This is a genomic window from Kurthia sibirica (assembly GCF_003143975.1).
In the GTDB taxonomy this organism is placed as follows: Bacteria; Bacillota; Bacilli; order Bacillales_A; family Planococcaceae; genus Kurthia; species Kurthia sibirica.
The window spans coordinates 187,015-213,875 of sequence record NZ_QFVR01000004.1 but is presented as its reverse complement, the minus strand read 5'-3'; the positions used below and the strand labels follow the sequence as shown (position 1 = coordinate 213,875).

At 36.6% G+C, this 26,861-nt stretch carries 24 protein-coding genes; 19 read left to right on the top strand and 5 right to left on the bottom strand.

What is annotated here, in order from left to right; translation table 11 throughout:
* The first annotated feature begins 92 nt into the window (after positions 1-92).
* Together DEX24_RS04900 and DEX24_RS04895 are read left to right on the top strand one after the other, a co-directional pair.
* Positions 93-719 carry a Bax inhibitor-1/YccA family protein gene (locus DEX24_RS04900; protein WP_109305290.1) on the top strand — a complete coding sequence of 209 codons (627 nt, stop codon included), beginning with the start codon at positions 93-95 and terminating at the stop codon, positions 717-719.
* Between the two features lie 198 nt (positions 720-917).
* Entirely contained in the window at positions 918-1,205 is a 288-nt protein-coding gene (locus DEX24_RS04895) for a hypothetical protein (RefSeq protein WP_109305289.1), read from the top strand.
* 322 nt (positions 1,206-1,527) lie between these two features.
* On the opposite strand, the gene DEX24_RS04890 is transcribed toward DEX24_RS04895, so the two are convergent.
* From DEX24_RS04890 to DEX24_RS04880, 3 genes are all read right to left on the bottom strand, one after another.
* A complete protein-coding gene (locus tag DEX24_RS04890) occupies positions 1,528-2,136 on the bottom strand; it encodes a glucosaminidase domain-containing protein (protein WP_281288180.1) in 609 nt (202 codons plus the stop codon).
* 57 nt (positions 2,137-2,193) lie between these two features.
* The gene (locus DEX24_RS04885) at positions 2,194-3,414 is read right to left on the bottom strand and encodes a diguanylate cyclase domain-containing protein (RefSeq protein WP_109305287.1); all 1,221 of its coding nucleotides are present in this window, start codon (positions 3,412-3,414) and stop codon (positions 2,194-2,196) included.
* A 346-nt stretch (positions 3,415-3,760) separates the two neighbouring features.
* Positions 3,761-5,014 carry a BaiN/RdsA family NAD(P)/FAD-dependent oxidoreductase gene (locus DEX24_RS04880; RefSeq protein WP_109305286.1) on the bottom strand — a complete coding sequence of 418 codons (1,254 nt, stop codon included), beginning with the start codon at positions 5,012-5,014 and terminating at the stop codon, positions 3,761-3,763.
* Positions 5,015-5,140: 126 nt separating this feature from the next.
* On the opposite strand from DEX24_RS04880, the gene DEX24_RS04875 reads away from it, so the two are divergent.
* Positions 5,141-6,751, top strand: a complete 1,611-nt coding sequence (locus DEX24_RS04875) for a putative polysaccharide biosynthesis protein (RefSeq protein ID WP_109305285.1) — start codon at positions 5,141-5,143, stop codon at positions 6,749-6,751.
* 8 nt (positions 6,752-6,759) lie between these two features.
* Positions 6,760-7,470, top strand: coding sequence for a pseudouridine synthase (locus tag DEX24_RS04870; RefSeq protein WP_109305284.1), 711 nt, complete (start codon positions 6,760-6,762; stop codon positions 7,468-7,470).
* Between the two features lie 691 nt (positions 7,471-8,161).
* Here the strand turns inward: DEX24_RS04870 and DEX24_RS04865 are convergent.
* The gene (locus DEX24_RS04865; protein ID WP_109305283.1) at positions 8,162-8,383 is read right to left on the bottom strand and encodes a DeoR family transcriptional regulator; all 222 of its coding nucleotides are present in this window, start codon (positions 8,381-8,383) and stop codon (positions 8,162-8,164) included.
* A gap of 318 nt (positions 8,384-8,701) precedes the next feature.
* Between DEX24_RS04865 and pepV the strand changes: the two genes are divergently transcribed.
* The 9 genes from pepV to DEX24_RS04820 all read left to right on the top strand — a co-directional run bounded on the left by pepV (position 8,702) and on the right by DEX24_RS04820 (position 19,352).
* Entirely contained in the window at positions 8,702-10,096 is a 1,395-nt protein-coding gene (gene pepV / locus DEX24_RS04860; RefSeq protein ID WP_109305282.1) for a dipeptidase PepV, read from the top strand.
* Between the two features lie 112 nt (positions 10,097-10,208).
* Complete coding sequence (locus DEX24_RS04855) at positions 10,209-11,441, top strand: right-handed parallel beta-helix repeat-containing protein (protein WP_109305281.1); 1,233 nt, start codon at positions 10,209-10,211, stop codon at positions 11,439-11,441.
* 33 nt (positions 11,442-11,474) lie between these two features.
* Positions 11,475-13,826 carry a glycoside hydrolase family protein gene (locus tag DEX24_RS04850; RefSeq protein WP_109305280.1) on the top strand — a complete coding sequence of 784 codons (2,352 nt, stop codon included), beginning with the start codon at positions 11,475-11,477 and terminating at the stop codon, positions 13,824-13,826.
* 192 nt (positions 13,827-14,018) lie between these two features.
* Positions 14,019-14,870 carry a D-amino-acid transaminase gene (dat, locus tag DEX24_RS04845; protein WP_109305279.1) on the top strand — a complete coding sequence of 284 codons (852 nt, stop codon included), beginning with the start codon at positions 14,019-14,021 and terminating at the stop codon, positions 14,868-14,870.
* Between the two features lie 97 nt (positions 14,871-14,967).
* A complete protein-coding gene (locus tag DEX24_RS04840; protein ID WP_109305278.1) occupies positions 14,968-15,987 on the top strand; it encodes an NERD domain-containing protein in 1,020 nt (339 codons plus the stop codon).
* Between the two features lie 3 nt (positions 15,988-15,990).
* Entirely contained in the window at positions 15,991-16,911 is a 921-nt protein-coding gene (locus DEX24_RS04835; protein WP_109305277.1) for a diacylglycerol/lipid kinase family protein, read from the top strand.
* A 77-nt stretch (positions 16,912-16,988) separates the two neighbouring features.
* Positions 16,989-17,639 (top strand): tRNA (guanosine(46)-N7)-methyltransferase TrmB, encoded by a 651-nt coding sequence (trmB, locus tag DEX24_RS04830; protein ID WP_109305276.1) that lies wholly within the window; start codon positions 16,989-16,991, stop codon positions 17,637-17,639.
* A gap of 172 nt (positions 17,640-17,811) precedes the next feature.
* The gene (locus DEX24_RS04825; protein ID WP_109305275.1) at positions 17,812-18,465 is read left to right on the top strand and encodes a hypothetical protein; all 654 of its coding nucleotides are present in this window, start codon (positions 17,812-17,814) and stop codon (positions 18,463-18,465) included.
* A 20-nt stretch (positions 18,466-18,485) separates the two neighbouring features.
* On the top strand, positions 18,486-19,352 hold the full coding sequence (locus tag DEX24_RS04820; protein ID WP_109305274.1) for a YtnP family quorum-quenching lactonase: 867 nt from the start codon (positions 18,486-18,488) through the stop codon (positions 19,350-19,352).
* A gap of 226 nt (positions 19,353-19,578) precedes the next feature.
* On the opposite strand, the gene DEX24_RS04815 is transcribed toward DEX24_RS04820, so the two are convergent.
* Positions 19,579-19,896 carry a hypothetical protein gene (locus tag DEX24_RS04815; protein ID WP_109305273.1) on the bottom strand — a complete coding sequence of 106 codons (318 nt, stop codon included), beginning with the start codon at positions 19,894-19,896 and terminating at the stop codon, positions 19,579-19,581.
* Between the two features lie 169 nt (positions 19,897-20,065).
* Between DEX24_RS04815 and DEX24_RS04810 the strand changes: the two genes are divergently transcribed.
* The 6 genes from DEX24_RS04810 to DEX24_RS04785 all read left to right on the top strand — a co-directional run bounded on the left by DEX24_RS04810 (position 20,066) and on the right by DEX24_RS04785 (position 26,801).
* Complete coding sequence (locus DEX24_RS04810) at positions 20,066-21,139, top strand: M42 family metallopeptidase (protein WP_109305272.1); 1,074 nt, start codon at positions 20,066-20,068, stop codon at positions 21,137-21,139.
* Between the two features lie 75 nt (positions 21,140-21,214).
* Positions 21,215-21,736 carry a DUF84 family protein gene (locus DEX24_RS04805; RefSeq protein ID WP_109305271.1) on the top strand — a complete coding sequence of 174 codons (522 nt, stop codon included), beginning with the start codon at positions 21,215-21,217 and terminating at the stop codon, positions 21,734-21,736.
* Between the two features lie 68 nt (positions 21,737-21,804).
* Positions 21,805-22,116: a thioredoxin family protein gene (locus DEX24_RS04800; RefSeq protein WP_109305270.1), complete on the top strand. Its 312-nt coding sequence runs from the start codon at positions 21,805-21,807 to the stop codon at positions 22,114-22,116.
* Positions 22,117-22,131: 15 nt separating this feature from the next.
* Complete coding sequence (locus DEX24_RS04795) at positions 22,132-22,941, top strand: DUF1444 family protein (RefSeq protein ID WP_109305269.1); 810 nt, start codon at positions 22,132-22,134, stop codon at positions 22,939-22,941.
* 3 nt (positions 22,942-22,944) lie between these two features.
* The gene (gene ytpR / locus DEX24_RS04790; protein WP_109305268.1) at positions 22,945-23,559 is read left to right on the top strand and encodes a YtpR family tRNA-binding protein; all 615 of its coding nucleotides are present in this window, start codon (positions 22,945-22,947) and stop codon (positions 23,557-23,559) included.
* Between the two features lie 191 nt (positions 23,560-23,750).
* The gene (locus tag DEX24_RS04785) at positions 23,751-26,801 is read left to right on the top strand and encodes a DNA translocase FtsK (protein WP_249033882.1); all 3,051 of its coding nucleotides are present in this window, start codon (positions 23,751-23,753) and stop codon (positions 26,799-26,801) included.
* Positions 26,802-26,861 lie beyond the last annotated feature (60 nt).

Here is a 26,861-nt window from a genome sequence, read left to right as displayed (position 1 = left end):
TTTGTTTAGAATATAAAAACTTTAGGTCTTTTTGAAACTTTTCATAACGGTAATTCGTACACTAATTAACATATAAAATAGGGGTTTTGCACATGGCAAATAGACAATTTAATAAGGTATTACGTTTTTTCACAATTTTATGGCTCTTTACGATTATTGGTTTAATCATCGGTGTATTTTTACCACCGGCTTTGATTATGCCGATTAGTATTGTGACACTGGTATTATTAGTGTTAATGATGTTCAGTCGCACAATGAGAAAAATGAGTAAGTGGATTTCGATTATTGTTGCTACGTTAACTGGGATTACGATGTTTAGTTTACTTAATTTTTATTTAGGCGCTCTTGGCGGTGGAATTGTATTACTAGTATTCGGTTCAACAGCAGTGATTTTTGTAGCCGCTGGATTAATTGGTTATTTCTCGAAAAAAGATTTCAGTAGCTGGGGCAATATATTATTTATAATCTTAATTGGTATGATTGTCTTTTCAATCATCGCGATTTTTGTGAATTTTTCATCCCTTGTATTAGTGGTTGTCAGTGGATTAGGCGTTATTTTATTCACCGTTTATACAATGTATGATATGAACCGCGTGGCAAAACAACCGATTTTGGATGAAGAAGTACCAATGATTGCGCTCAATTTATATTTAGATTTTATTAACTTATTCCAAAATTTATTGCGTTTTGTGTACAATTTGAGAAAAATGCTCAGCTAATAAATAGGTGATTGTCGCTATAAGCGTCAATCACTTTTTGTTTTGATAAATAAATAACGCAAGATTACGGTATATTATTAGGCTTATTGTATGTTATGTTTTGTAAATAGAGAGACTAATATTTGCTTTTTGTGACTTTTTTCATTAATCTTATACTATATAAACAACTCATACATATTGAAGTGATAGGAGGATACGATGGCTGATTTTAAAAAAGATAATCTCGCTGAAGATAAAGTGGTGTATCATTATCCTATAGTTGATTTAGAGAATAAACTTGTAAAAGGTGTCGTAACAGTAGATGATCGTACATATTTATGCGCGCATGTGGACTTATATAAAGGAATGATTCATGTGGAGAAAAATGCTGAAGAATTCGAAGAGTCAAAAATTAGTGATAAAACAATGATTGATGAAATTCGTGCGATGGCAGAATTTATTATTGATCATCAAATCGATAACTATTGTAAAAATTTTATAAATTAAGGTATGGGTCACTCGCTTCCTGCAGCGGGTGACTTTTTTATTAGGCATTGTGGGCTAGCGTCTATAAAAAGTTATTTTTACTTTAAGTGATGCCTTGTACCTTATTCATTTCTAAATGGACATTGATATTTTTTAAATGCATGAAAACCATTACCAAGAATTTTTTGTACCGTGTTGTGTGATGGTCATTACATATGCCTATTTTCCATTTTCTGATTGGTAGGGTAGGCACTAAGTATGGAGCAAATGAAGGAAACTGAAAACCCCCGATGAGCATGTTCTCTAATCGGGGGTTAGTTCATACTAATAAGTGACGGGGCTTTTAATGATCGTATTGTTGTAATTGATATTGTTTGATGAGCGCATTGAGCTTTTTATCGTAGCGGGAGTCCGTTGCATATCTTCCGGTAAGTGCTTCTGTAGCTTCTTTGTAAGTGGCAGCATTAGATTTGAATGTCTGTTTATAATACGTTTTATTCCACGAAGTACCATTGACGAGGAGTTTGGCATAATCTGTCATACTGTCCTCATAGGAAGGATATTGTCGGAAATTGGCATTTATCGTGCGCATATTGCCTTTGCCATCATCCTCTTGCGTAGGGTAGAGTACGCTTTGACCATTAAATTTGCCTTTGATGCCAAATAGGTTGTAGTTAGGCTCACTGCCAAGTTCACTATTGCCAGAATCACTTTCTAGTGTGGCCTGAGCAATCATTACAGAGGCATATAAACCATATTTTGAAGCAACTTTTTCGGCCGTTTTACCAATTTCATTGATGAAATCTTCCGTTGATTTATATTCTGAAACGACTGGTTTTTTCACTTCAGCCACTTGATCTGGAATAAATTGCTTGATTAATAGTAGGCCACAAAATACGACGAGTATGATAGCGATAAAAACGCCGAGTAAGAGCTGAGTTGTTTTTCGCATCATGGACCTCCTTTAGTTCATATACTATCTAACGATTGTACTAGAAAAATGTTGCGATTAACAATGATTTAAAATGTCATCAGAAATATAAATGGTTAAGCCATCATCCAACAGTAGAAAATCATCCTTTTTAGAGCGTTTTACAACATATTGAGCATCATCTGCTTGTAAAATACAATCATTTATCTCATCAAGGTTTTCTAAATAAATGGAATTACCGCCAACACTAAATGTTAATTTTTTAGAAATATCAGATGCCATATGCTCAATATTAAAATGAGCAATCTGCGTTATGAAATCAGTATAAAATTGTTTAATCTCTTCATTGCTATGATCTTCAAGTAAAATAAGAAATTCTTCCCCACCCCAACGTACTGCAAAACGCTGATCATCTTTGCTAATTTCATGCAGTGTCGAGGCAACTTTTGCTAATACAATATCGCCATATGCATGACCATAATAGTCATTGTAGTTCTTGAAAAAATCGATATCAATGATCAATACCGTAATACGCATAGGTAATTTCATTTCAAAGGTAGCGATATGATGTAAGTAACCTCTACGATTGGCGAGATTAGTCAATTCATCCGTGTTTGCAGCTGTTTGTAATTCCTTTGTTAGTTGTTGGGAGTGGAGTCTTTCTTCCATTAGTAATTGTTGTTGTAGTAAAGTTTTATGAATTATTTTATAATTTAAATGATTAAGTACTAAGAGAATAATGACAAGAAAAATGATAAATATAATCATCATTTTGGTGGAAGAAAAACGACTCATATCAATCATTAATGAGCTTATAGTAATGAGTGACGATAACGTGACGGGTACTATAAAGCGTTTTATAGGCATGATAATTGCGCAACAGCAAAGCACAAGATAGAGAATGAATATCGTTATATGATTAAAATAAATTTGATCCAAAAATGAGATAATGGAACTGAGTAGTAACATGAAAATTAAATAGCTATATTGAAAAAAAGTTCGTGTCTCAACGTTTTTTTTGAATGGATATTTCTTATTAAATCGTTTAGTCGTATAAGCAAAAGCTAACATATTTATGAGGATTGCTAGGCTATAGGGGATGGCATAGAGTATGAAATTAGTTGTATCCGATTGTGAAATAAAATGATTGTAAAAATTTACGGCAAACATGGTACTGAAAATGAGTAAGGACATTGTGGAGACGAAGCGCAATCGATTGAGATTTAATTGTAATATTGCACCTTTAATATCATATGTAGTTGTTCTAGGAAGTTCAGGATCCTCACTTTGGTGATGCAATTGGTGCCACCTCTATTTCTGTAAGATTAGACAAATATGCCTTTATGTTTAATTATAATACCATAAAATTGAATTAAATGGATTATATAAGGCTACAAAGGTGGGTCTATTGCATTATTTAGTGTTCGGGATTTCACTGTGAGTGGTCCATAACAGAGAGGATAAAAAAGAGCCTGGGACAGAACAAAAATAATATGTCTCCAATACGAATCATCAAATCAATTGAACGCGCAGAAAACAACTCCTGCGGGAATTGATTGAAATGAAAAATCCCATATGATTTCGAAAAATCATACGGGATTTTCTCTGTTGAAAATACGTTTGTCTCAGGCGCAGTCATTACTAGTTAAAGCATTGCAGCATTACTTCCTGCAATATGTCCCGTCACCAGCGCAGATGTTATATTGTAACCGCCTGTATAGCCATGAATATCAATGATTTCTCCGCAGAAAAATAAACCACTTTTCTTTTTAGACGCCATTGTTTTTGGTTCGATCTCTTTCGTGGAGACACCGCCACCTGTTACAAAAGCTTTATCTAAGGGTTGTGTGCCATAGACCGTCATTTCAAATGATACAAGGTCATATGCGAGCGCGCGTGCCTTATCAGCAGGTAAGTCTGCACCAGTCAACGTTTCTTCTATAGAGGCTTTAGCCATTAGGAATAAGAGCCATCTTTCTGGCACAATGCCTTTCCAAACATTTTTTAAAGCTTTTTTAGGCTCAGCCTTCGCTGCTTTGAAAAGCATTTGGAAAGTAGATTCAGCATTGTCATCAGGTAAAGCTGCAATGCGTATTGTTACTGGATTGCCACCATTTTTCTTCAATTCTTTTACGACAAATTGGCTGCAGCGCAATACAGCTGGTCCACTAATCCCAAAGTGAGTGAAGAGCATATCCATTTGATGTGTGATAATCACTTTGCCATTTTTCTTCAACACAGATACTGCTGCATCGCGTAATGCAAAACCTTGCAGTTCCTTCGATTGAATAAATGGTTCATTTGATAGAACAGGCACTTCAGTTGGATAGAGTTCTGTGACCGTATGGCCAGCTTTTTCAGCCCATGGATAGCCATCACCGGTAGAACCTGTTTGTGGTACGGCTTTACCACCTACTGCTACGACAACGGCCTTCGCCTGTAATTCTTCACCGTTTTGTAGACGAATCCCTACTATTTTGTCATCGTCCATCAAGAGATCATCAACGACTGTCTGCTTGCGGATTTCCACATTTAGACGAGCCAATTCGCCTAACAAAGCTTCTACAACATCCTGTGCACGGTTGGAAACAGGGAACATACGGCCATGGTCTTCTTCTTTTAAAGCCACGCCAAGTCCCTCAAAAAATTCAATAATATCTTCATTATTAAAAACGGTGAACGGACTATATAAAAAACGTCCATTTCCTGGAATATGTTTAACAATTTCTTCTACGGGCAATCGATTTGTCACATTACAACGGCCACCACCAGAGATGGCCAATTTCTTCCCGAGTTTATTCCCTTTTTCTACTAGTAATACATTCTTACCTTTTGACCCAGCTGCGATGGCCGCCATTAGTCCAGATGGACCACCGCCTATTACGATTACATCATACATGTAGCAAAGCTCGCTTTCTTTTTTAATTATATTATACATGATTCATAGAAACTATTTGAGTAATTGTATCACGAGTTGTAAACTAAACTTTAGAGTTTATAGTTTTGGACAGAATGGAAGGATTATATGTCATCATTAATGAAGGGCACTGCCATCCTCACGATCGGCATGTTTTTATCGAAAATTTTAGGCCTTGTGTACATATTCCCGTTCTACGCGATTATTGGACAAGAGAATGTTACGTTGTATTCATACGCGTATATCCCATATTCAATTATGCTATCAATAGCGATTTCAGGTGCGCCAGTAGCCGTATCTAAATTCGTTTCAAAATACAATAGCATGGGCGATTATGAGTCGGGACGTAAGCTGGTTAAATCAGGCTTGCTTATTATGTTAACGACAGGTTTTTTGTCATTTTTAGTACTGTACTTCCTTGCGACACCAATTGCGCATTTAGTGATTAAAGATGATGATCAGATTTTCACTGTAGCACAAATAGCCGGTGTAATTCGTTGGGTCAGCTTCGCATTAATTGCGGTGCCGTTCATGAGTTTACTGCGCGGTTTTTTCCAAGGTTACGATCATATGACACCAACTGCAGTATCTCAACTCGTTGAGCAAATTGTGCGAGTAGTTGTATTGATTGCTGGGTCATACTTAGTTATGAATGTGTTCTCAGGTACAGCAGAAACAGCAGTATCATTTGCTGTATTCTCAGCATTTATCGGTGCACTAGGCGGATTGCTCTGCCTCTATTATTATTGGAAGAAACTGCAGCCAGAGTTTGATCTCAAGCTTGAATCGAGTGTTTCTTCGGGTAAGGTCAGCTATACAAAAATTTATAAGGAAGTTATTACGTATTCAATTCCCTATGTTTTTGTTGGTGTGGCAAACCCGCTGTTCCAACTTGTCGACATGCTGACGTTTAATCAGGCGATGGCGAATGTTGGGTTATCAAAAATTTCAGATACATTACTAGGTATGTTGAATTTCACTACGCATAAAATTGTCATTATTCCTGTCATGCTTGCGACGGGCTTCTCAATGGCACTTGTACCAGCTATTACGCGTTTTTATACGAAAAATCAACGTACAGAGTTGATCAATGCAATGGATAAAACATATCAAATTCTATTATTTGTGACGATGCCTGCAGTCATTGGTATTTCAATTTTATCGTATGATTTGTATACGATGTTGTATGAGCCAGATAAGGCGGGAGCAAGCGTGTTAGCTTATTATGCTCCGGTTGCCATTCTCTTTGCTTTTTTCCAAGTAACGGCTGCTCTACTGCAAGGAATCGATTATCAAAAATGGATTATCTTCAGTTTATTGACGGGGATTCTCGTAAAACTATCGATTAATATTCCGCTTGTTATGCAATTTGGTGTGAATGGAGCCATTTTAGCAACAGCACTCGGTTATATTGTATCTATAGCAATCAATATGCTGGTGCTGAAAAATGCTTTGCAATACAAATCTAAAATGTTAGTCCGTCGCACCATTCTTATTGCTATTTTAACGGCGGTGATGGCTGTTGTTGTACTCTTAACGCACAAAGGTTTAGAGTTGATTTTACCCGCTGTTGAAGGTCGTGGATCTGCACTTGTCTATATCGCAATATGTGGGCTTGTCGGTGTTCTTGTATACGGCTATTTAGCACTTCGTTTAGGTTTAGCTCAAAAATTACTCGGTAGTCGAGTGACTAAAATTGCCAATAAGCTCGGTATGTAGGAGGAATTATGCGTTTAGATAAATTATTATCAAATATGGGCTTTGGCTCACGTAAAGAAGTAAAAGTATTGTTGAAAGGTAAGGCGGTAACGGTTGATGGTGAAGTTGTTCGCGATGTTGCAAAGCATGTGGACCCTGAACTACAAGTTGTTAATGTTTATGGCGAACGTGTTCATTATCAAGAGTTCATTTATTTAATGATGAATAAGCCACAAGGTGTTATTTCTGCTACGGAAGATAAATATGATCAGACAGTTATTGATCTATTGGACCCGTTTCATGCACATTTTGAGCCTTTCCCAGTAGGACGTTTAGATAAGGACACAGAGGGTTTTTTATTGATTACGAATGATGGTCAATTAACATATAATCTACTGTCTCCCAAAAAACATGTACCAAAAGTGTATTATGCAAAAATTGAGGGTGTCGTAACAGAGGCGGATATTGCAGTCTTTTCACAAGGTGTCACTTTAGAGGATGGCTATCATACAAAACCTGGTAAGTTGAAAATACTCGTATCAGGTGAACAATCAGAAATTGAATTAGAAATTTCTGAAGGTAAATTTCATCAGGTGAAGCGAATGTTCGAAGCGGTTGACAAAAAAGTAGTGTTTTTAAAACGATTGTCAATGGGTGCTTTAGAGCTAGATCCAACAATCGAATTAGGGCATTATCGTGAACTAACTTCAGCAGAACTTGCTTTACTAAAGCCAGAATAAGAACAATGGCAATGACGATTTTAAGTGAATACTAGAGCGCTTGGTACAGAACAAAAATAGTATGTCTCCAATACGAATCATCAAATCAATTGAACGCGCAGAAAACCCCACAGGAACGCAGTGACAACATGTCCGCGGAAAGTGTTTTTCCAAGCGAAAATGGATTGAAATGAATAATCCCGTATGATTTCGAAAAATCATACGGGATTTTCTCTGTTGAAAATACATTTGTCTCAGGCTCTTTTTAATGTAAATGAATAAAAATACGCTCAGCACAGTTTGCAAAACTTTGATCGTATCTTTGATTCCTTCAATTTGACTCTTGCCTATCTAGTTATGAAGAAGTAGTGAATGTGTATTTTTGCTGTTTATGAGAGAGGTAATAATCGCAGTGTGTGATTAACAAATTTGAATTGAGTGGGATTATACGGATGTATGTAAATTATTGTAGTGAAGCGAGGCATTAATAAGAAGGTATATCATCCTTCGTTGGTCTAAATGTGAGTACATAAATGTTATTTTTTGGGTTATACAAAAAGAATGACCATGCGACGCAGCACGGTCATTCTTTTTTTACGTAGTTCATTAGGTTTTTGTTAATTAGTGAGAAGTTGGCCTCAGCATGTTATTCTTAGGGCTAGTTGGCTTCTCATCTAGCGAGTGGCGGTGAGATGCTACTCGCTAGACCTTTCTAAGATGTCATCTTCACTTTTTTACGCGTCGTTGTCCATTGACCTCTAGTTGGACTTTCAACTAAGTCATTAAAGGCTAACACATTCAAATCTCTTTGAATGGTGCGAGGAGTGATGCCGAATTCATCGACTAAATCCTGTGTAGTAACTGTTCCATTTTCGTGGATATATTTATACACGTCTTTAATCCGATTAAGCATCCGATCAGTTGTTGGTTTCATTGGTGAACCACTCCTTCATCTTTTATTCTTAAGACTAGCGGACGATAGAAATTGCGATAAGTTAGGCTACTATTATTTTGCCTTCGACATCTCCTTTTTCGGATTTAGTCAGATTCTGTTATCTGACAACTAAATTATAACGGATTACTTTAAAAATTTCCATACTTACGGTCTATTTAACACAATTTTAACATATGCTTCATATAGTAATACGAACAATTATTGTTTTAATTAATTAATTGTTCGCATTTTTAATTTTACTTTCTATAAATTGATGGAAAGGTGTACACTAATTATATATTACTAAGGAGGTTGACTATGAACTGGATTGAAGAAGCAAAAAAACGTGAAGACGAACTTTTACAAGATTTACAAAAATTAGTGCAAATTAATAGTGTATTAGATGAGGCAACAATGACAGAGGAAGTACCTTTTGGTAAAGGACCTCTTGAGGCATTAAATTGGTTACTTGCACAAGGTGAAAAAGAAGGTATGGCTACCAAAAACCTAGCCAATAAAGTGGGTTATATTGAGATGGGTGAAGGCGACGAAATGGTCGGTATTTTATGCCATGTTGATGTAGTGCCAGCAGGCAGTGACTGGATCCACCCTCCTTTTGGTGCAGTTATTGAAGATGGTAAATTATTTGGTCGTGGGTCAATTGATGACAAGGGACCAACTATGGCTGCTTGGTTAGCGATGAAAATGGTTAAAGATGCTGGCGTGACATTAGATCGTCGTGTCCGTATGATTATTGGTACAGATGAGGAGACGGGATTCCGTTGTGTAGATCATTATTTCGCAAATGATGAAATGCCAACACTAGGCTTTGCTCCAGATGCAGATTTTCCCATTATTAATGCAGAAAAAGGGATTGCTGTCCTAGAATTCAATCAACAAGCAGCATCAGCAGAAGGCGAACAATTGCGTAAATTTAATGCAGGTCATAGAACGAATATGGTTCCAGACTTTGCAGAAGCAATTATTGCAGATGCGCCAGAATCAATGGAATTAATTTTTAATGCCTATCTATCGAGCAGTAAGTTAGTAGGACGTTATATAGAAGAAGGCGAGTCCGTCAAATTATCAATCAAAGGCAAATCAGCGCATGCGATGGAACCAAATGCAGGTGTTAATGCAGCCGTTAAATTGGCTCAATTTTTAAATACGGTATTAACTTCACCACAATCAACGGCATTTTGTCACTTTATTGTGAAGAGCTTTGCCAATGAATCACGTGGTCATGCATTAGAATTGAACTTTAAAGATGATGTTTCTGGTGAAACGACATTAAACGCTGGTGTTGTATCATTTGAGGCGGGGCTTGGCGGTAAAGTGGAAGTAAGCATGCGTTATAGCGTGACATATCCATTCGATGAAAAAATGGCTGCTTTAGATGCAACGGTAGCGGCACTTGGCTTCACAGTAACTGTACCAGAAAATTCTGCACCTCATTATGTTGACGAAAAAGAAGAACTTATTCAAAAGCTGTCAAAAGTATATGAAAGAAATACTGGTGAAAAAGCGGAATTACTATCAATTGGTGGCGGAACTTATGCACGTGAACTGAAAACAGGTGTTGCCTTTGGTATGTTATTCCCAGGCGAACCAGATTGTGCTCACCAAGCAGATGAGTTTGTGGTGATTGAAAATCTTGTAAAAGCAGCAGGTATTTATGCAGATGCTATAATAGAACTTGCTACAAAAGGGTAAAATTGACTATAATGTTCCCATACTATAAACTTTTCAGTAGTAGAGAAGTTACGAATGAATAAAAAAAGCTTCTCCAATTTCATTGGAGAAGCTTTTTTTAGGGGAGGATTCTATGAAAAAACTACTAGTTTTATATGTGCTTATATGCCCGATATGGTTTGGTTTATCAATGGATAGTTCGGCTGCGTCAAAACAGAAAACCTACACAATATCAACAAAATCTAAGCCACTGCAAAAAGGTATAATAAAAAGTAAGAAGTACACTAATAAAACAAAACATTTTTATTTATTAGATGGATATTTGAGAAAAATAGAGAAAAATAAAGGGGGTAAACTGATTGTAAAGAAGGGTACATATAAAATTGCGCGTACCTTGTATATTCCATCAAATACAACAATCGAATTTCAAGATGGTGTACATCTTGAAAAACTGAAATCAACAGATACAAAATATGTAAAACCGACAAATGAGTTATTCATGTTTTTAGCCCCATCTAAAGCAAATAAAAAAGCTTTATACAGCCAATATAATGGTCAAAAAAATATTAAATTAGTCGGCAAAGGTAATGTCACAGTTGATTTGAAGTACAAAAAATATGTTAAGGCGATTGTTATGGGCCATAATGCAAATATTACCATTGATAATTTAGATTTTATTAATGCGTATGGAGCAAGTTTTGTACATATGGTAGCATCAAAAAATGTTATTATCAAAAATTCGGAATTTGCCAATAGTCACCAAACGATTGAGGCACAGGAAGAGAAAAATGCCATTCACATCGATACGCCGGATGCAAAAACAAAGGATTGGACGTATGACTGGAGTAAGTTTGATAATACACCCAATGCTAATGTGACCATTAAAAATAATATTTTTGTAGCAGTAGATCGTGCAGTAGGTACGCGAAAATATTCGATGGGTAAATATCATAAAAATATTCATCTATTAAATAATGAGATTAAAAATGTCCGTTCTGAAGCAATTCGAGTGATCAATTGGGATCGACCGGTTATAACGGGCAATCAAATTGATACAGTCGGTGATGAAGACAATTTTAAAAGTTTACGAGGTATTTTAGTGAGCGGTGCAAAATATCCGACGATTACACACAATAAATTTTCTACAGTAGCACGCGGTGTGCAATTCATTGTATGGAAAAACCAAGGGTATGGTCAAAGCTTTCCATTAGTTCGAAATAGTTTGTCTACAAAAAATAAGCAAGCATTAAAACAAAATGAATTTAATTATACAGAAGAACTATTTATTCGAATCAATGATAAAGGGTATGAAGATTACGGTAATCCAGAGAAAATCTATATTGATGAAAAATATCGTTTTCAGTAGTCCATTACTGTGAATGATTTGAGGAGTGTAAAGATGAGGACGAATATAGTAGTCTTTTTAACAACTATTTTGTTAGTGATTATTGCTGCAATGACGATACAGCCATCGCTAGAAGCGCACGCGAAAACCTACACGATTAGTACGACGTCAAAACCAGCAAATACAACTTATACAAAATATAAGAGCTATAACAACGATACGAAGCATTATTATTTAGTGCGTTCGTATTTAGAGAAAATTGAAGAAGATGGTGGCGGTACACTCGTCTTGAAAAAAGGTAAATATACTATTTCCAATACATTGTATGTCCCAACGGCTGCAACGCTTAAAATGAGCACAGGCGTAAATATTGTGAAAGGTACAACAACAGGCAATGCTAGCTTCAACCCATCAAAAACGATATTCCAAATTATCGATATTTATACAGCGACACTTCAAAAAGGAACAGCAGCTGAATATGATGGTGCACATAAGGTTAAAATCATCGGTAGTGGAACAGCAACAATTGATTTGAATAATAGTGCAAAATCACATGGTATTATAATGGCACATGCTAATTCAGTTCAAATTCAAGGCATTCATTTTAAAAATAACAATACAGGCAGTTTTATCCAAATTGCTGGTTCAAAAAACGTTACTGTGACAGATAATACCTTTGAAGATGCGTCAAGTAAAACGAAGATACCAGCCATTTTATTAGAGACAGCGGCAGCCAATGCTACAACGTATAAGGTGAGTTGGAATGAATATGACAATACACCGAATACGACGATTAAAATAATAAATAATAAATTTAAAAATCAATACGCAGCGCTTCAAACAGCGAGTTATATGGATGGGAAATTGCAAAAATCTGTAATAATTCAACAAAATAAATTTTCAAATATTTGGACTGAAGCACTGCGTATGGTCAATTGGTACAAGCCCTTAATCGAAAATAACCACTTTGAAATGAGTGGTCAAAAAAGTGCGGCTACGATTATCGCCATTGGCGTAACGAATCCAACGATTAAGAAAAACCGCTTTATTTCAAGCGCTAAACCACTGTCTTTTGAAGCTTTTTCTGATGCGAATGATGCTTTGGTAAATGTACTCTCTTTAGCGAATAAACGTGATTTAGCATCAAATATGGGGCAGGGATTAACAAATTATGAAATTATACTGCCCGCAGGTGATTATAACAACACAGGTGATACAGTAGAATTTTCGAATATGTCGGATTTAAATAAAGATGTGTATTACTTTAATGATGATATGGAACCGCTCAATAAATCATATCCATATCGACCATCGTATAATAATCAAACGAGAACCTATTATGTATTACGCTCTATTATGGAACAATTAGAGGAGCAAGGTGGCGGTAAAATCGTCATAGAAAAAGGTGATTATACCATAACGAATTCCTTATTCGTTCCTTCGAATGTCACGATTGAATTACAAGATGGTGTCACGCTTTATAAAGGAATTGATTCGGGTGCAGTAACGATGCCTGCATCCAACTCTATTTTTCAGTTTGTAGCACCTTCAAAAGGTTCTGTGAAAGGTTCCGTTGGTGGTTTTAATGGCTCGCAAAATATTAAACTCTATTCAGAGGGGCGCGCAACGATTGATTTGCAAGAAAAATTCTTTAGTTTTGCTGTGATAATGGCACATACGAAAAATATTTCTTTTGAAAATATTGATTTTAAAAATATGAATTCAGGTCATTTTATCGAATTGGATGCCTCTAAAGATGTGCTGATCGATCATTGTCGATTTATCGGTTCAGTGTCAGTCGATAATATGACAAAGGAAGCAATCAATCTCGATACACCAGATTTAGCCACGAAAGGTTTTAGTTCATCTTGGAGTAATTTTGATCGTACAGCTACAGAGGATATCGTCATTCAAAATAGTCAATTTATCACATTAGATCGAGCGATTGGTACGCATAAATATTCTGGAGATGGCGTGATTCAAGGGGTGGCTTATAAATCAATGCCTCATACACGTGTGACGATAAGAAATAATATTTTTGAGGATATTCGTAATGATGCGATTCGTGCAATGAATTGGGATCATCCAATTATTGAAGGAAATACATTTAAACATATTGGTGGGCAAGATAAAGGAAAACGTGCTATTTTGTCATCTGGTTCCTATTCACCGTTATTTCAAAATAATGATTTTTCGCATGTTGGTCGAGCAATGCAGTTCTTTCCATGGAAAAATAGTGTCAACGCTGTAGAATACGCTATTATTTATGATAAGTTACCTGCGGCTAGCTTGCGGGCTTTAGAAACGAATAAAGGCAAAGATTTGGATGAGTATTTCATACGAATTTCAGCTAAATATAAAGTATATACGAACCCTAAGAAGGTCCAGTTCAAACAATATTGGTAAGCAATTTTACTTAAAAACTCGGAAATCTCATGGATTTCCGAGTTTTTTCGTTGTTTTTTAATGCAAAGAGCTAATTATCCACTATAATGAGCTATATGGTATTAATAATGTGAATTATCAGTAAGCACATATACATTTGCGAAAAATGGGTATACATATACAAACTAACATAGAAGAGGAAGTGCTGGAGCTTTGACAAAATTATGGCTGAACAATCAATTGCTGGATCAACAACAGGCGACAATTTCAATCGAGGATCGTGGTTTTCAATTTGGGGACGGTATTTATGAAGTAATTAAAGTATATGAAGGTGTACTTTTTACTGCCAAAGAACATATCGATCGTTTTTATCGCTGTGCAGATGATTTACGCATCGTCATTCCGTATACAAAAGATGTAATGCATAAAATGTTGTATGAACTAGTCGAGGAGAATTTAATCGATACGGGCCATATCTATATGCAAATTACACGAGGCGTGGCACCCCGCACGCACTTCTTTCCAAATGAGGGAACGGAAGCTACGTTTGTGGCTTACACACAAACAGCAGGCCGTCCACTAGTCAATTTACAAGAGGGTGTTAAAACAATTTTCCGAGAGGATATTCGTTGGTTACGTTGCGATATTAAATCATTAAACTTGTTAGGAGCCGTTTTAGCGAAGCAAGATGCCCATGAGTTAGGTTGTTATGAAGCAATCCTTCATCGTGGTGAGACGATTACTGAAGGTGCGTCTTCCAATGTTTTTGGCATTAAAGATGGTGTATTGTATACACACCCTGTCAATAATCTTATTTTGAACGGGATTACACGCATTGTTTTAATGGCATGTTGCGAAGAAATGGGTATACCTGTAGTTGAAGTGCCGATGACAAAAGAGCAAGCCTTAGCAATGGACGAGTTATTTTTAACGTCTACAACATCAGAGGTAACACCAATTATTCAAGTAGATGAACAATTGATCGCTGAAGGTACACCAGGTGCTTGGACGAGGAAATTACAACAAGCATTTGAACAGAAAATAACTGCCACTATTTCCGTATAATAATGATGAAGTAGAGAAGACATTGTTCTTCTCTATTTTTTTAAATTAATGGTAAAATAGTAGTTACATTGCACGAGAAATAAGGGAGAGATTTTAGATGGCACAACTCATAAAGCTACAGGATTATATTTCGAGATATGAAATGGATCTAAAACGATATCCAACACAGTTTATTCGCCTAAAGCAAACGCAATGGACGCGTATGAAAAATGAATGGGAATCAGAAGAACCTTTTGAAAATACATGGCAGCGAGATTTAGATGATGAGCCGCTAGTAGATTTATCGAATAAAAGCTTGCTACAGCGTTTTAACCCTTTTAAAAGAAAAGAAAAAAACGATGGTTTAGATGAGCTATTTGAAGAAACAGCGCAGCATTTACAAGGGGAAGAGCCGGTCAAAAAAACGCAGCAAGAAGAGCAACCAGAAGAAGGCGGCTTATTATTTGAGGCGAATATGTTATATAACCCACAAAATATTGAAGATTTACGTCGTATGTATATGGACCAACTATTTAATTTCCAATTGAAATGGGCAAGTTCAACAATTCGGGAAAAATCGAATATTGAACCGCGCTATCAAAGAGATGAGCTATTAAAACAGTTGTTGCAAAATTTACCCGACACATTTTTAGTTATGTACGAACCAATTATTTTATTGAAAAAAGCACCCGTGGAATTAGGAATTATTATTATTTCACCCACGGATTGTTATTGTATTCAAGTAATTGAGGCAGAAGAACGTGCAACTTTTACTGGCGGAAGTACCGAGCGTTTTTGGGAAAAACGAGTTGGAGAACGACAAAAAAATGTTTTGAATCCAATGATTGCGCTTAATCGTATGGACCTTGTAGTGAAGCAATTATTTCAACAAAAGGGTGTTGATATGAATAGCAAAAAAATTGTGTTATGTCGCAATGGCTATATTGATTATCCAGGTTCGTCATTTGGCGTTGAGTTTATCGATCGAAGAACTTACTTACAATGGCTAGAACAATTAAAAAAACATCATTCTCCTATGAAACATATGCAGTTTAAAGCAGCAGAAACATTATTAGTTCACGGTCAAACAACGTCGTTCATGCGTGCTGAGTGGTATGGGAGTGAAGGGGAAAAGTAAATTATGGAGCTCGTAATTATCATAAATGAAATGGCCGGTCATGGCCTAGCAAAAAAGCGAGGAAATCGTCTCATATCAGAGCTGACAGTACCATTTAAAGCAGAGTTTACGACGCATATTGGACATGCAACGGCTATAGCGCAATCGTATTCAAGTAAAAATAGCGCAACATTGATCATTGTTGTCGGTGGAGATGGTACAATTCACGAGGTAATCAAAGGGGTTATTGGCTCAGAAAAGATGATTGTAGGTGTCATTAATGGTGGTTCTGGCAATGATTTTGGACGAGCTTTTCCGATTTTTAAAAATGCGCAGGAAATCGAGCGTTATGTTTTAAAGAATAAACCATTTTCGAGGAAGCAAGATATCGGAATCGTGCAATCTACCAATGGCGCTGAATGGTTTATGAATAACTCTGGTTTCGGTATTGATGCTGCTGTTACGCATAGCGTTAATCAATCAACTGTTAAAGCGCAACTCAACCGGTTAGGACTTGGTAAATTGGCCTATGCATTTATTTTACTGAAGGAGCTAAAGAAGTTTAAGCCCTTTGATGTGACGGTTATTTCCAATGGCCAGAAGTATACATATCGCAATAGTTATTTAGTTGTAGCGAGTAATCAGCCTTATTTTGGTGGCGGTATGAAAATTTCACCTACATCATTGATGGATGATGGGTTGATTGAATTAACGATTGTTCACAATATTTCTAAGTTGCGACTTCTTGCTGTTTTTGGGACGGTTTTTTTCGGTAAACATACAAAATTTAAAGTGGTAAAACAGCATGTTGCCGAGCAGTTTCAAGTAATTGTCCATGCGGCGGTTATCGGTCATGCAGACGGAGAATTTATAGGAAATGCCCCCGTGGATGGCGCGATTTATTTTAAAGTATCAAAAGAAGCATGGCAGGTCGCAACAAATTAACTTGACTAAATCAATTGTTTCTTTAAAATTGAACATTGATGAATAAATATTATTTGAAATGAAATGAGGAAATTCTTTTGAGACTTCGACACAATCCAGATGCACCTGAATTTTTAGCATCGCATCCTGATATAGTAGAACAAAATCCAGAAAACTACCGCGGTAAATGGCAGGAACTATTTAATAATGATCATCCCCTGCATATTGAAGTAGGTACGGGTAAAGGTCAATTTGTTACAGGAATGGCATTAGCTAATCCAGAGATTAATTATATTGGAATCGAACTTTTTGATAGCGTGTTGTTTAAAGCATGTGAAAAAGTAATCGAAGCAGGAAAACCTGCCAATTTACGTCTATTAAAAGTGGATGGAGCAGATTTAGAAAAATATTTTTCTAAAAATGATGTAGATCGTCTGTATTTGAATTTTTCAGATCCATGGCCAAAATCACGTCATGCAAAACGTCGTTTAACACATGAAGGCTTCTTGAAATTATATGAAGCGGTACTAATTGATAATGGAGAAATTCACTTTAAAACAGATAACCGTGGTTTATTTGAATACTCGCTGATTAGTATGACGGATTATGGGATGAAATTGAACTTCTTATCATTGGATTTACATGCAGATGAGCCAGAAGGCAATATTATGACCGAATACGAAGAAAAATTCTCTGCCAAAGGCCAACCGATTTATCGTGTTGAAGCACAATTTATCGCAAAAAAATAAGTTAATCAGACAACACTTCCTTCATTATCGAGGAAGTGTTGTTTTTATGACAATATGACAAAAAGACTTCAATTTCTTAATATTAATGTCATTTATATTAAAAATCATGCATAAAGTAGATAAGTCTCCACTATTGCCGTAGCATTATAATGGTTATAGAGGAGGTCTATACATGGATACAAAGCTTTCGATAGACCATAGTCTGTATATGATTGATGAACAATTGTTAAAAGAGTTTAACTATTTTAGAATTTTTTATACGCAGGTTAAACCACAGTATAATATTACGCATACTAAGATTGATACATGGGCAGCAACTTTCAATAATTGGCTTTTATTGATCAGCCATGAAGAACAGCTAATCATCGATTTTTCAAAGACATTTACACATTCATTCAATATTGTGTGTTTAGATGAAATTGAAAAAAGTGAAGAATATTATAAATTACTAAATCGCTTTAGTCGTAAAGAATTCTTTATAGCAGCATGTTATATAACGAATTATATGCATAATTGGAAGCGTGATTTAATGGAGGAAAATGGCTTAGAAGATTTGTTAAATCGGCATTTACATACGACGAATTATTTTCGTTTAAGCGATGATGAAGTGATTGTAGATGGCAAATTAGCAGAAGAACAGGCGAAGTTAGTGAAGGTATTGATGAAAGAAGTTCGTCAAAACAATTCGTTTAATAAATGTTTAGAACAAGCAATTTTCGATACACAAGCGTATTTACGTTATTGTAGAAAAATGAGTAATTCGGTTACTGAAGAAGTATATGACGATCAATACGAGCCAAATTATGGTAAACTAGTGTCGTATTAATAGACAAAGGGGGACTATAAATGGATTCGTTTACATTTCATGATATGACATTAACATGGTTGAATGGTGGCGTAACTTTTTTAGATGGGGGGGCAATGTTTGGTGTCGTACCAAAACCGTTGTGGTCTAGGAAATATCCGGTTAATGACAAGAATCAAATTGAACTGGCAACCCACCCAATTTTAATTCAATATGATGGAAAAAATTATTTGATTGATACTGGTGTTGGCAATGGAAAGTTCACCGATAAACAATTAAGGAATTATGGTGTAGTTGATCAATCACATTTGGATGAAGACCTTGCGCAAATGGGGCTAACAGCCGATGATATCGATGTCGTCTTAATGACGCATCTTCATTTTGATCATGCCTGTGGTTTGACGAAGGCACAGGGTGACCAGTTTGTGCCTGTTTTTAAAAATGCCCAAATTATTGTGACGGAAGTAGAATGGCATGAGATGAAAAACCCTAATATTCGTTCAGCCAATACATATTGGAAGGACAATTGGGAGCCAATCGTCGATCAGGTAACGACATATGTTGATTCATTAGAGGTTGTACCAGGTATTCACATGATTCATACGGGAGGTCATAGCGAAGGGCATGCTATTATTCGTCTTGAACAAAATGGTGAAACAATCATCCATATGGGCGATATTATGCCAACGCATGCACATCAAAACCCATTATGGGTATTAGCGTATGATGACTACCCAATGACATCTGTCTTCGCGAAGGAAAAGCTCGTAAACGAGATTTTAAGCCAAGGTCATTATGTGAGCTTTTATCACGATGCACTAAAACGTCTTATTAAATGGGATGCGACAGGCAAGGAAGTCATTGAAGAAATCAATGCTACTCGCCCAAGTAAAGAATCCATCCAATAAGAGCATAGGTGATAAGAGGATGGAGTCAAACCTTAGCAAAAATTAAAGGAAGATCACATATGTTGGGACTGGCCCCTTTGGGTTGGACAAAACAAAAAGCATCTGCAAAGAATGCGGGGATAGCTCCCTATTATTCTTTGGAGGTGTATTTTTTATGGTTCTCTACTATTTCTTCCATAAAAAAAAGTTTAACCAAATCTCCAAGGATTGGTTAAACTTATGACCATTAAGAAACGCGTACTAAGTCAACAATTGCCCCGCTCTTCGTGTCAGCAGCAAATTCAAAGTTGACGTTTTCGCCATCTTCAAGTCGTGAAATACCACCTTTAAAAACCGGGATTGCAATATTTTCTTTGTAGAAAGTTTCTGGAGTCATATAAATCCATGAACCATCGATTGGTCCTTGTTTTTTAAATTCATCTTTTATTTCATCTAGAATGGAGTTAGGATTGCGATTTGGACTCACACGATTCGTTGTTTCTTTCAATACATAAGCAGCAGCTAATCCAGCAACTACGCCAATTAAAAAGTCACTCGTTTTCATAAAGTGAATACCCCCTCATTTTCTTATTTCGTCATAATTGTACCATATGACTTAGCGTTTTTGGAAATAGTATGTTGATAAATATATTACGCTTCACGAAATTTATAGTGGTTTTTTGTCCGTTTTGAGTCTAAAATGGAATGAAAGATTGAAAAGGGGGCTAATAATTATGCAACAAGATACTTTAGATATGTTTAAAACTTTGACAGAACTACCAGGTGCACCTGGTAATGAGAAGGCTGTTCGTGATTTTATGCGTCAAGAATTGTCAAAATATGCTGACGAAATTGTGCAAGATAATTTAGGTGGTATTTTTGGTGTGAAAAAAGGGGATGATCAAGGACCACGTATTCTCGTAGCAGGTCATATGGATGAAGTAGCATTCATGGTCACGCAAATTACGGAAAATGGGTTGATTCGCTTCCAAACACTAGGTGGATGGTCAAATCAGGTGATGTTAGCGCAACGCGTAAATGTTTATGGCGATCACGGCATTGTACCAGGTGTCATCTCGTCTGTACCACCGCATTTATTAACGCCGGAAATGGCTAAAAAACCAACTGAAATTAAAAGTATGTTAATTGATGTCGGTGCAGATGATCGTGATGACGTTTTATCTATGGGAATTAAGCCGGGTCAATCGATTATTCCAGCTAGTGAATTTGTGCGTATGGCAAATCCAAAGAAAATTATGGCAAAAGCTTGGGATAACCGTTATGGCTGCGGATTAGCAATCGAGTTATTAAAAGAATTAAAAGATGAAAAATTACCGAATACATTATATTCTGGAGCCAATGTGATGGAGGAAGTTGGTTTGCGTGGAGCAAAAGTTTCAGCTAATATGATTAAACCAGATCTATTCTTTGCGCTTGATGCTAGTCCTGCCAATGATATAACCGGCGACAAAAATCAATTCGGTCAATTAGGTGGTGGTGCGTTACTACGTATTTTTGACCGTACAATGGTCACGCATAAAGGTATGCGCGAATATATTTTAGATACAGCTGAATCGAATAATATTCCTTATCAGTACTTTGTATCTCCAGGTGGTACGGATGCAGGGAATGTGCATATTTCAAATGATGGTGTACCCTCTTCGGTCATTGGTATTTGTTCACGTTATATCCACACACATGCTTCAATTATTCATACAGATGATATTGATGCTGCAAAAGAATTAATCGTCAAACTGGTGAGAAATGCCGATCGTACGACAGTAGAAACCATTAAAAATAACGGTTAATAAATGGATTTTTATATAAGAAGGCAAGGTTGAGTACTTCGACCTTGCTTCTTTTTTTGGAGGAGGAATGAATAGATGCTTGTAGCAATTGGTACAAAAAATAAAGCAAAGATTCAAGCAGTCAAAGTAGCATGCAATAGGGCGGAACTTCAAGAAACTATAGATTTTGTCACATATGATGTAGCATCACTTGTAAGCGCGCAGCCCTTTTCTGATGAGGAAACATGTTTAGGGGCAATTAATCGTGCTCAGGCTGCTTTAAAAAAAGGAAATGCGACAATCGGTATTGGTTTGGAAGGTGGTGTGAAATGGCAAGGTAAGCAATTATATTTATGTAATTGGGCAGCACTTGCCACGAAGGATCAGGTATTTACAGCTGCTGGAGCTCAAATACCGTTACCGCTTGATATTACACAACAATTACTGATGGGCGTTGAGCTTGGACCGATTATGGATGCCTATGCACAACAAGAGGATGTTCGACAACATGCAGGGGCAATCGGCATTTTTACAGATGGCCTTATTGATCGTAGTGAAATGTTCGAACATACAGTTTTAATGCTTCTAGGGCAGTATCGTTACAACTTGAAGCAGTAGAGTTGCTTGAAAGTTATAGACAGGCTAAAATGGATAGGATATATAGACAATAGAGGAGGTTTTATTTGATGAATGAATTACAATCAACAGAGCAATTTAATATTTTAAAAAATAAAGATAAAACCATCTTCGTTTTTTCCGCAGACTGGTGTCCAGATTGCCGCTTTATTGAACCATTTATGCCAGCGATCGAAGCAAAATATCCAGAATTCACATTTATCTTAGTAGATCGAGATAAATGCATCGATTTATGTATCGCTTTAGATGTCTTTGGTATTCCTAGTTTTGTAGCGTTTAAGGACGGTTTAGAAACGGGGCGTTTCGTTTCAAAAGAGCGCAAAACCCAAGCTGAAATTGAAGCGTTTATTGAAGCACAATAGTAAAGAGGTGATCGTATGAAAGCACAGGAACTAATTACAGTTCTCAAAGAAAAGTTGAATGAAGAACTGTATGAATTCAAATTGGATCCAAAAACCAATAAATTAAGAATTGAACACCGCGAGCTAAATAAAGGAATGGACTTATTGCTTGGTGACGTTTTATCAAAGTATGATGAGCGCAAAGAACAAGCAATTGATGAAGTTGTTTATATTATTCGCGAGACATTCGAAGCAATGCGTAAGGAACAGACGGAAGGGTTTAGTGGTGGTGTAAAAATTTACCCGGCCATTCGTTCTGGCTCTTTCGCTAAAAAATCGCAGGATGGTCATAAATTTTTAATTGATCAACATACGGCTGAAACAGCTATTTATTATGCGCTTGATCTTGGCAGAACATACCGTTTAATAGACGAGTCGATGCTTGCACCACTTAATCTAACGAAACAGCAAGTAAAAGAGGCAGCTCGATTCCAAGTGCGTTCTTTACCGACAAATGTTAAAAAGGATGAAGTGGCTGGCAATATTTTTTATTTTCTTAATGAAAATGATGGTTACGATGCTAGTCGTATATTAAATGAGTCATTTTTAAAAGAAATGGCAGATAAAGTGCAAGGTGAGATGACAGTTTCTGTTCCACATCAAGATGTTTTAATTATCGGAGATATTAGAAATAAAGAAGGCTATGATATACTTGCACAAATGACGATGCATTTCTTTACAGTCGGCGCTGTCCCTGTAACGTCACTATCGTTTATTTATGAAGACAACAAACTTGAGCCGATTTTCATCATGGCTAAAAACAAAGCGAAAAAGGAGCAACAATAACAAATGATCGTATCTTATAACAAAGAACATGTAGTAGGCGATGTTCTATTAATCGAATTATCATCAGAAAAAATTGTACAAACAGATTTAGAAAGACATGGCGATGTCGTATTATTGAAAGAATTATCTACTTCAGAAATTAAAGGAATCAACCTTTTTAATGCGAGTAACTATATTAATCTTGATGGTATTGTTGGTAATGTTGAGATTACAAAGGACTTCGTTGAACAGCTTGAAAAAGCATTAGAGCAGTCAGGAGCAGTAGTCGATTTACATGTCGATTTTTCACCTAAATTCGTTGTTGGTTATGTAACAGAATTAGCGGATCACCCAAATGCTGATAAGCTACATATTACGACAATTGATGTTGGCACAGAAACGCCACTACAAATTGTTTGTGGAGCACCAAATGTAGCGCAGGGCCAAAAAGTTGTTGTAGCTAAAATTGGCGCTGTGATGCCTTCAGGTATGGTGATTAAAGAATCCGCATTACGTGGTGTAGATTCTTTTGGTATGTTATGTTCTGCCCGTGAATTAGAAATTCCAAATGCACCACAAGTAAAAGGAATTATGGTTTTAGATGATTCAGCAGTTATTGGTGAAGCATTTAAAGCATAGTCCAACCAAATGCCGGCTAGGTTATATAACCTAGCCGGCATTTTTTATGTAATTTAGGACTATATTTAGTACAATTAGGGAAATAATAAAATTATCGCTTCTTTTCCCTGTAGAAACCTTTGCTAGCCATTGCACCATAGGGAAGGTAACTGATAAAATAAAGGCAATGATTTAGAAATGAGTGATAAAACATGAGTTGGTTCAAACAATTATTTAATAAAAAAAATCCAGAAGATCAAACTGATAACGAGTATGAACAATATGATGATATAAAGTACACTGATCATGAGCAATATTATGAAGATGAGTATGAAGAAGAGAACAAAAAAACGTTTAAATTTCCACTTGTCGATGATTATGATGAAGAACCTGTTGCCAAACAATATGAACAGCCATCAGTAAAAGAGGAAGAAACGCTTGGAGATTATACGGGACCTATCGCTAGTAGGCGCACAACTGTAACGTCAACAAAAGATAATTATAAGCCGTTTGGTGAACCTTCTCCTGGTGTAAGGGCGATTGTTCAAAAAGTAGATCGTGCAAATTATAATCCTTTTGCAACTAAAGCCGTAGCTAGACCGCGTACGCAGGTAACCAATAAAAATAACCGATCCGATATATCTACAAGTCCAAAAATAATGCCACAATCCAAAAATAAGGCACCTAATTTTGAAGAACAAAAACGACGAGCACAAGAAATTTCGACGACGAGTAAAGAAGAAGTCGTACAAAAGAAAAAATTTGTTCCAACGGATGTTCCCTCACCGGTCTTTGGTTTTCAAAAACCGCCGAAGCAATCCGTTTTCAATCAATTAATTGAAGAAAAAGTTGAAAAAGAAAGAATCCGAAGAACGGGAACAATTGCTGATCAACTCGTTCAGGAACGTCTAGAGCGCGAGGAACATTTAAAAGCTACAAAAGAAGCGCATCAACAACATATTCAAGATCACGGTCATTCAGTTGAACTGGCAGAGGCAGTACGGAAAATAGAAGTAATCGCAGCAGCAGAAGCTATGGTGTCAGTAGAAGTTGAAGAGCCAACAGAGGCTATGGTGTCAGTAGAAGTTGCAAAGCCAGCAGAAGTTGAAGAATTAACAGAAGCTGAAGGAACAGTAGAGATTGAAGAACCAACAGAAGCTGAAGGATCAGTAGAAATTGAAAAGCCAGCAGAAGTTGTAGCGTCAGTAGAAATTGAAGAGCCAACAGAAGCTATGGTGTCAGTAGAAATTGAAAAGCCAGCAGAAGTTGTGGAGTCATTTGAGATTGAAGAACCAACAGAAGCTGAAGGATCAGTAGAAATTGAAAAGCCAGCAGAAGCTATGGTGTCAGTAGAAGTTGAAAAGCCAGCAGAAGTTGTGGCGTCAGTAGAAGTTGAAGAATTAACAGAAGCTGAAGGAACAGTAGAAGTTGAAGGACTAACAGAAGCTGTGGTATCAGTAGTCGATAAACGGATTAGTAAAACGCCTATTAATGTTGTGATGTTGAAATCGGATAAAGAAAAATTGAATCCAGTAGCTGCAACAGAAAAAACAGCACCTAATCATGCTTCATTTCCTGGTTGGAAAAAGAATCCATTAAAAGTAATGACAGCGTATAAACCAGTAGCAATTACACCAGTTTCAAAAATAGATGAGGAAGCTGCGCAAGATGAGGTGTCACCCACCGAAAACCTAGCGACTTGTTTTGGTGAACTTGTTGAAGAACAGCCAATGGACGATCACCATAACGCAAGTGAAGAACGCGTTATTGAAGAAAAAAGCAACGTAACTATTCAAATCGTAGAAACAGAACTTGCTCCAATCGTAGAAGTTGAAGAGGAACCAGTTCACTGGCAATCTTATGCAGAAGCGATGACATTATTACGTGAACCTGTAGCACAAACAGAGGATTATGAATGGATGGAATCTCAAGGGCAATTACTCGTAGAAGTGTTAAGTGAATTTAATGTGGAAGCTGAAATCATTCATATTATGCAAGGTCCGACAGTGACACAATTTGAAATACGAGTGGGTCATGGTGTGAAAATTAGTAAAATCAAAAATTTATCAGATAATTTAAAATTGGCTCTAGCTGCGCGAGATATTCGAATTGAAGCACCAATTCCTGGTAAACGTTCTATTGGCATTGAAATTCCAAATGCTAAAGCAAGACCTGTGCGCATCTCTGAAATTTTGGGTACAGCTGACTTTAAAGATGCCACATCACCGCTTGAAGTAGCACTTGGCTTAGATTTGACAGGAAAACCAGTAACATTTGATTTGAGTGCCATGCCACATGGTTTGATTGCCGGATCGACGGGATCAGGAAAATCGGTATGTATTAATTCAATTTTAGTAAGTTTGTTAATGAAAGCAAGTCCACAAGATGTAAAACTCTTGTTAATTGATCCTAAAATGGTTGAATTAGCTGTCTATGATGAATTACCACATCTTGTAAGTCCCGTTATTACAGATGTAAAAGCGGCAACAGCTGCATTGAAATGGGCAGTAGAAGAAATGGAAAGACGTTATCAGTTATTCCATCATATGAAAGTAAGGCATATAAAACGCTACAATGAGATTGTAGAAGAACAACGTCGCTTTTCATTAAAAATGCCATTTTTAGTTATTGTCATTGATGAGTTAGCCGATTTAATGATGATGGCTCCTGCTGATGTGGAAGAGTCGATTTGCCGCATCGCTCAAAAAGCACGTGCATGCGGCATACATTTGGTTTTAGCAACACAAAGACCGTCAGTAGATGTGATCACGGGTCTAATCAAATCGAATATCCCAACACGTATCGCATTTTCAGTATCATCTCAAATTGATTCACGCACAATTCTTGATACGCAAGGGGCGGAGCGTTTGTTAGGTAAGGGCGACATGCTGTATCTTGGAAATGGTCAATCTGGAGCAGTTCGCTTGCAAGGTACATTTGTAACGGATGAAGAAATAGAAGATATTACTTCCTATATCCGTACATTAGGCAAACCAAATTATTCATTTGAACCAGAGGAATTAGTACATAAAGTTGAGCAGCAAGAAGAACAGGATGAACTGTTTGAAGAAGCATGCCGCTTTATTGCAGAGGAAGAATCAGTATCAATTTCCTCTCTGCAACGTAAATATCGCATCGGCTATAATCGAGCAGCAAGATTGGTTGAGATGATGGACAAGCAAGGTTTTATATCTGAGGCGCGTGGAACAAAGTCGCGGGATGTTTTTTTAACACCCCAAAAGGCGGATGAAATTTTTAGTTAACCATACAATTATCCTTTTAAATTAACAATTTTAGCTAACAATGGTAGGTAGAATGAATTA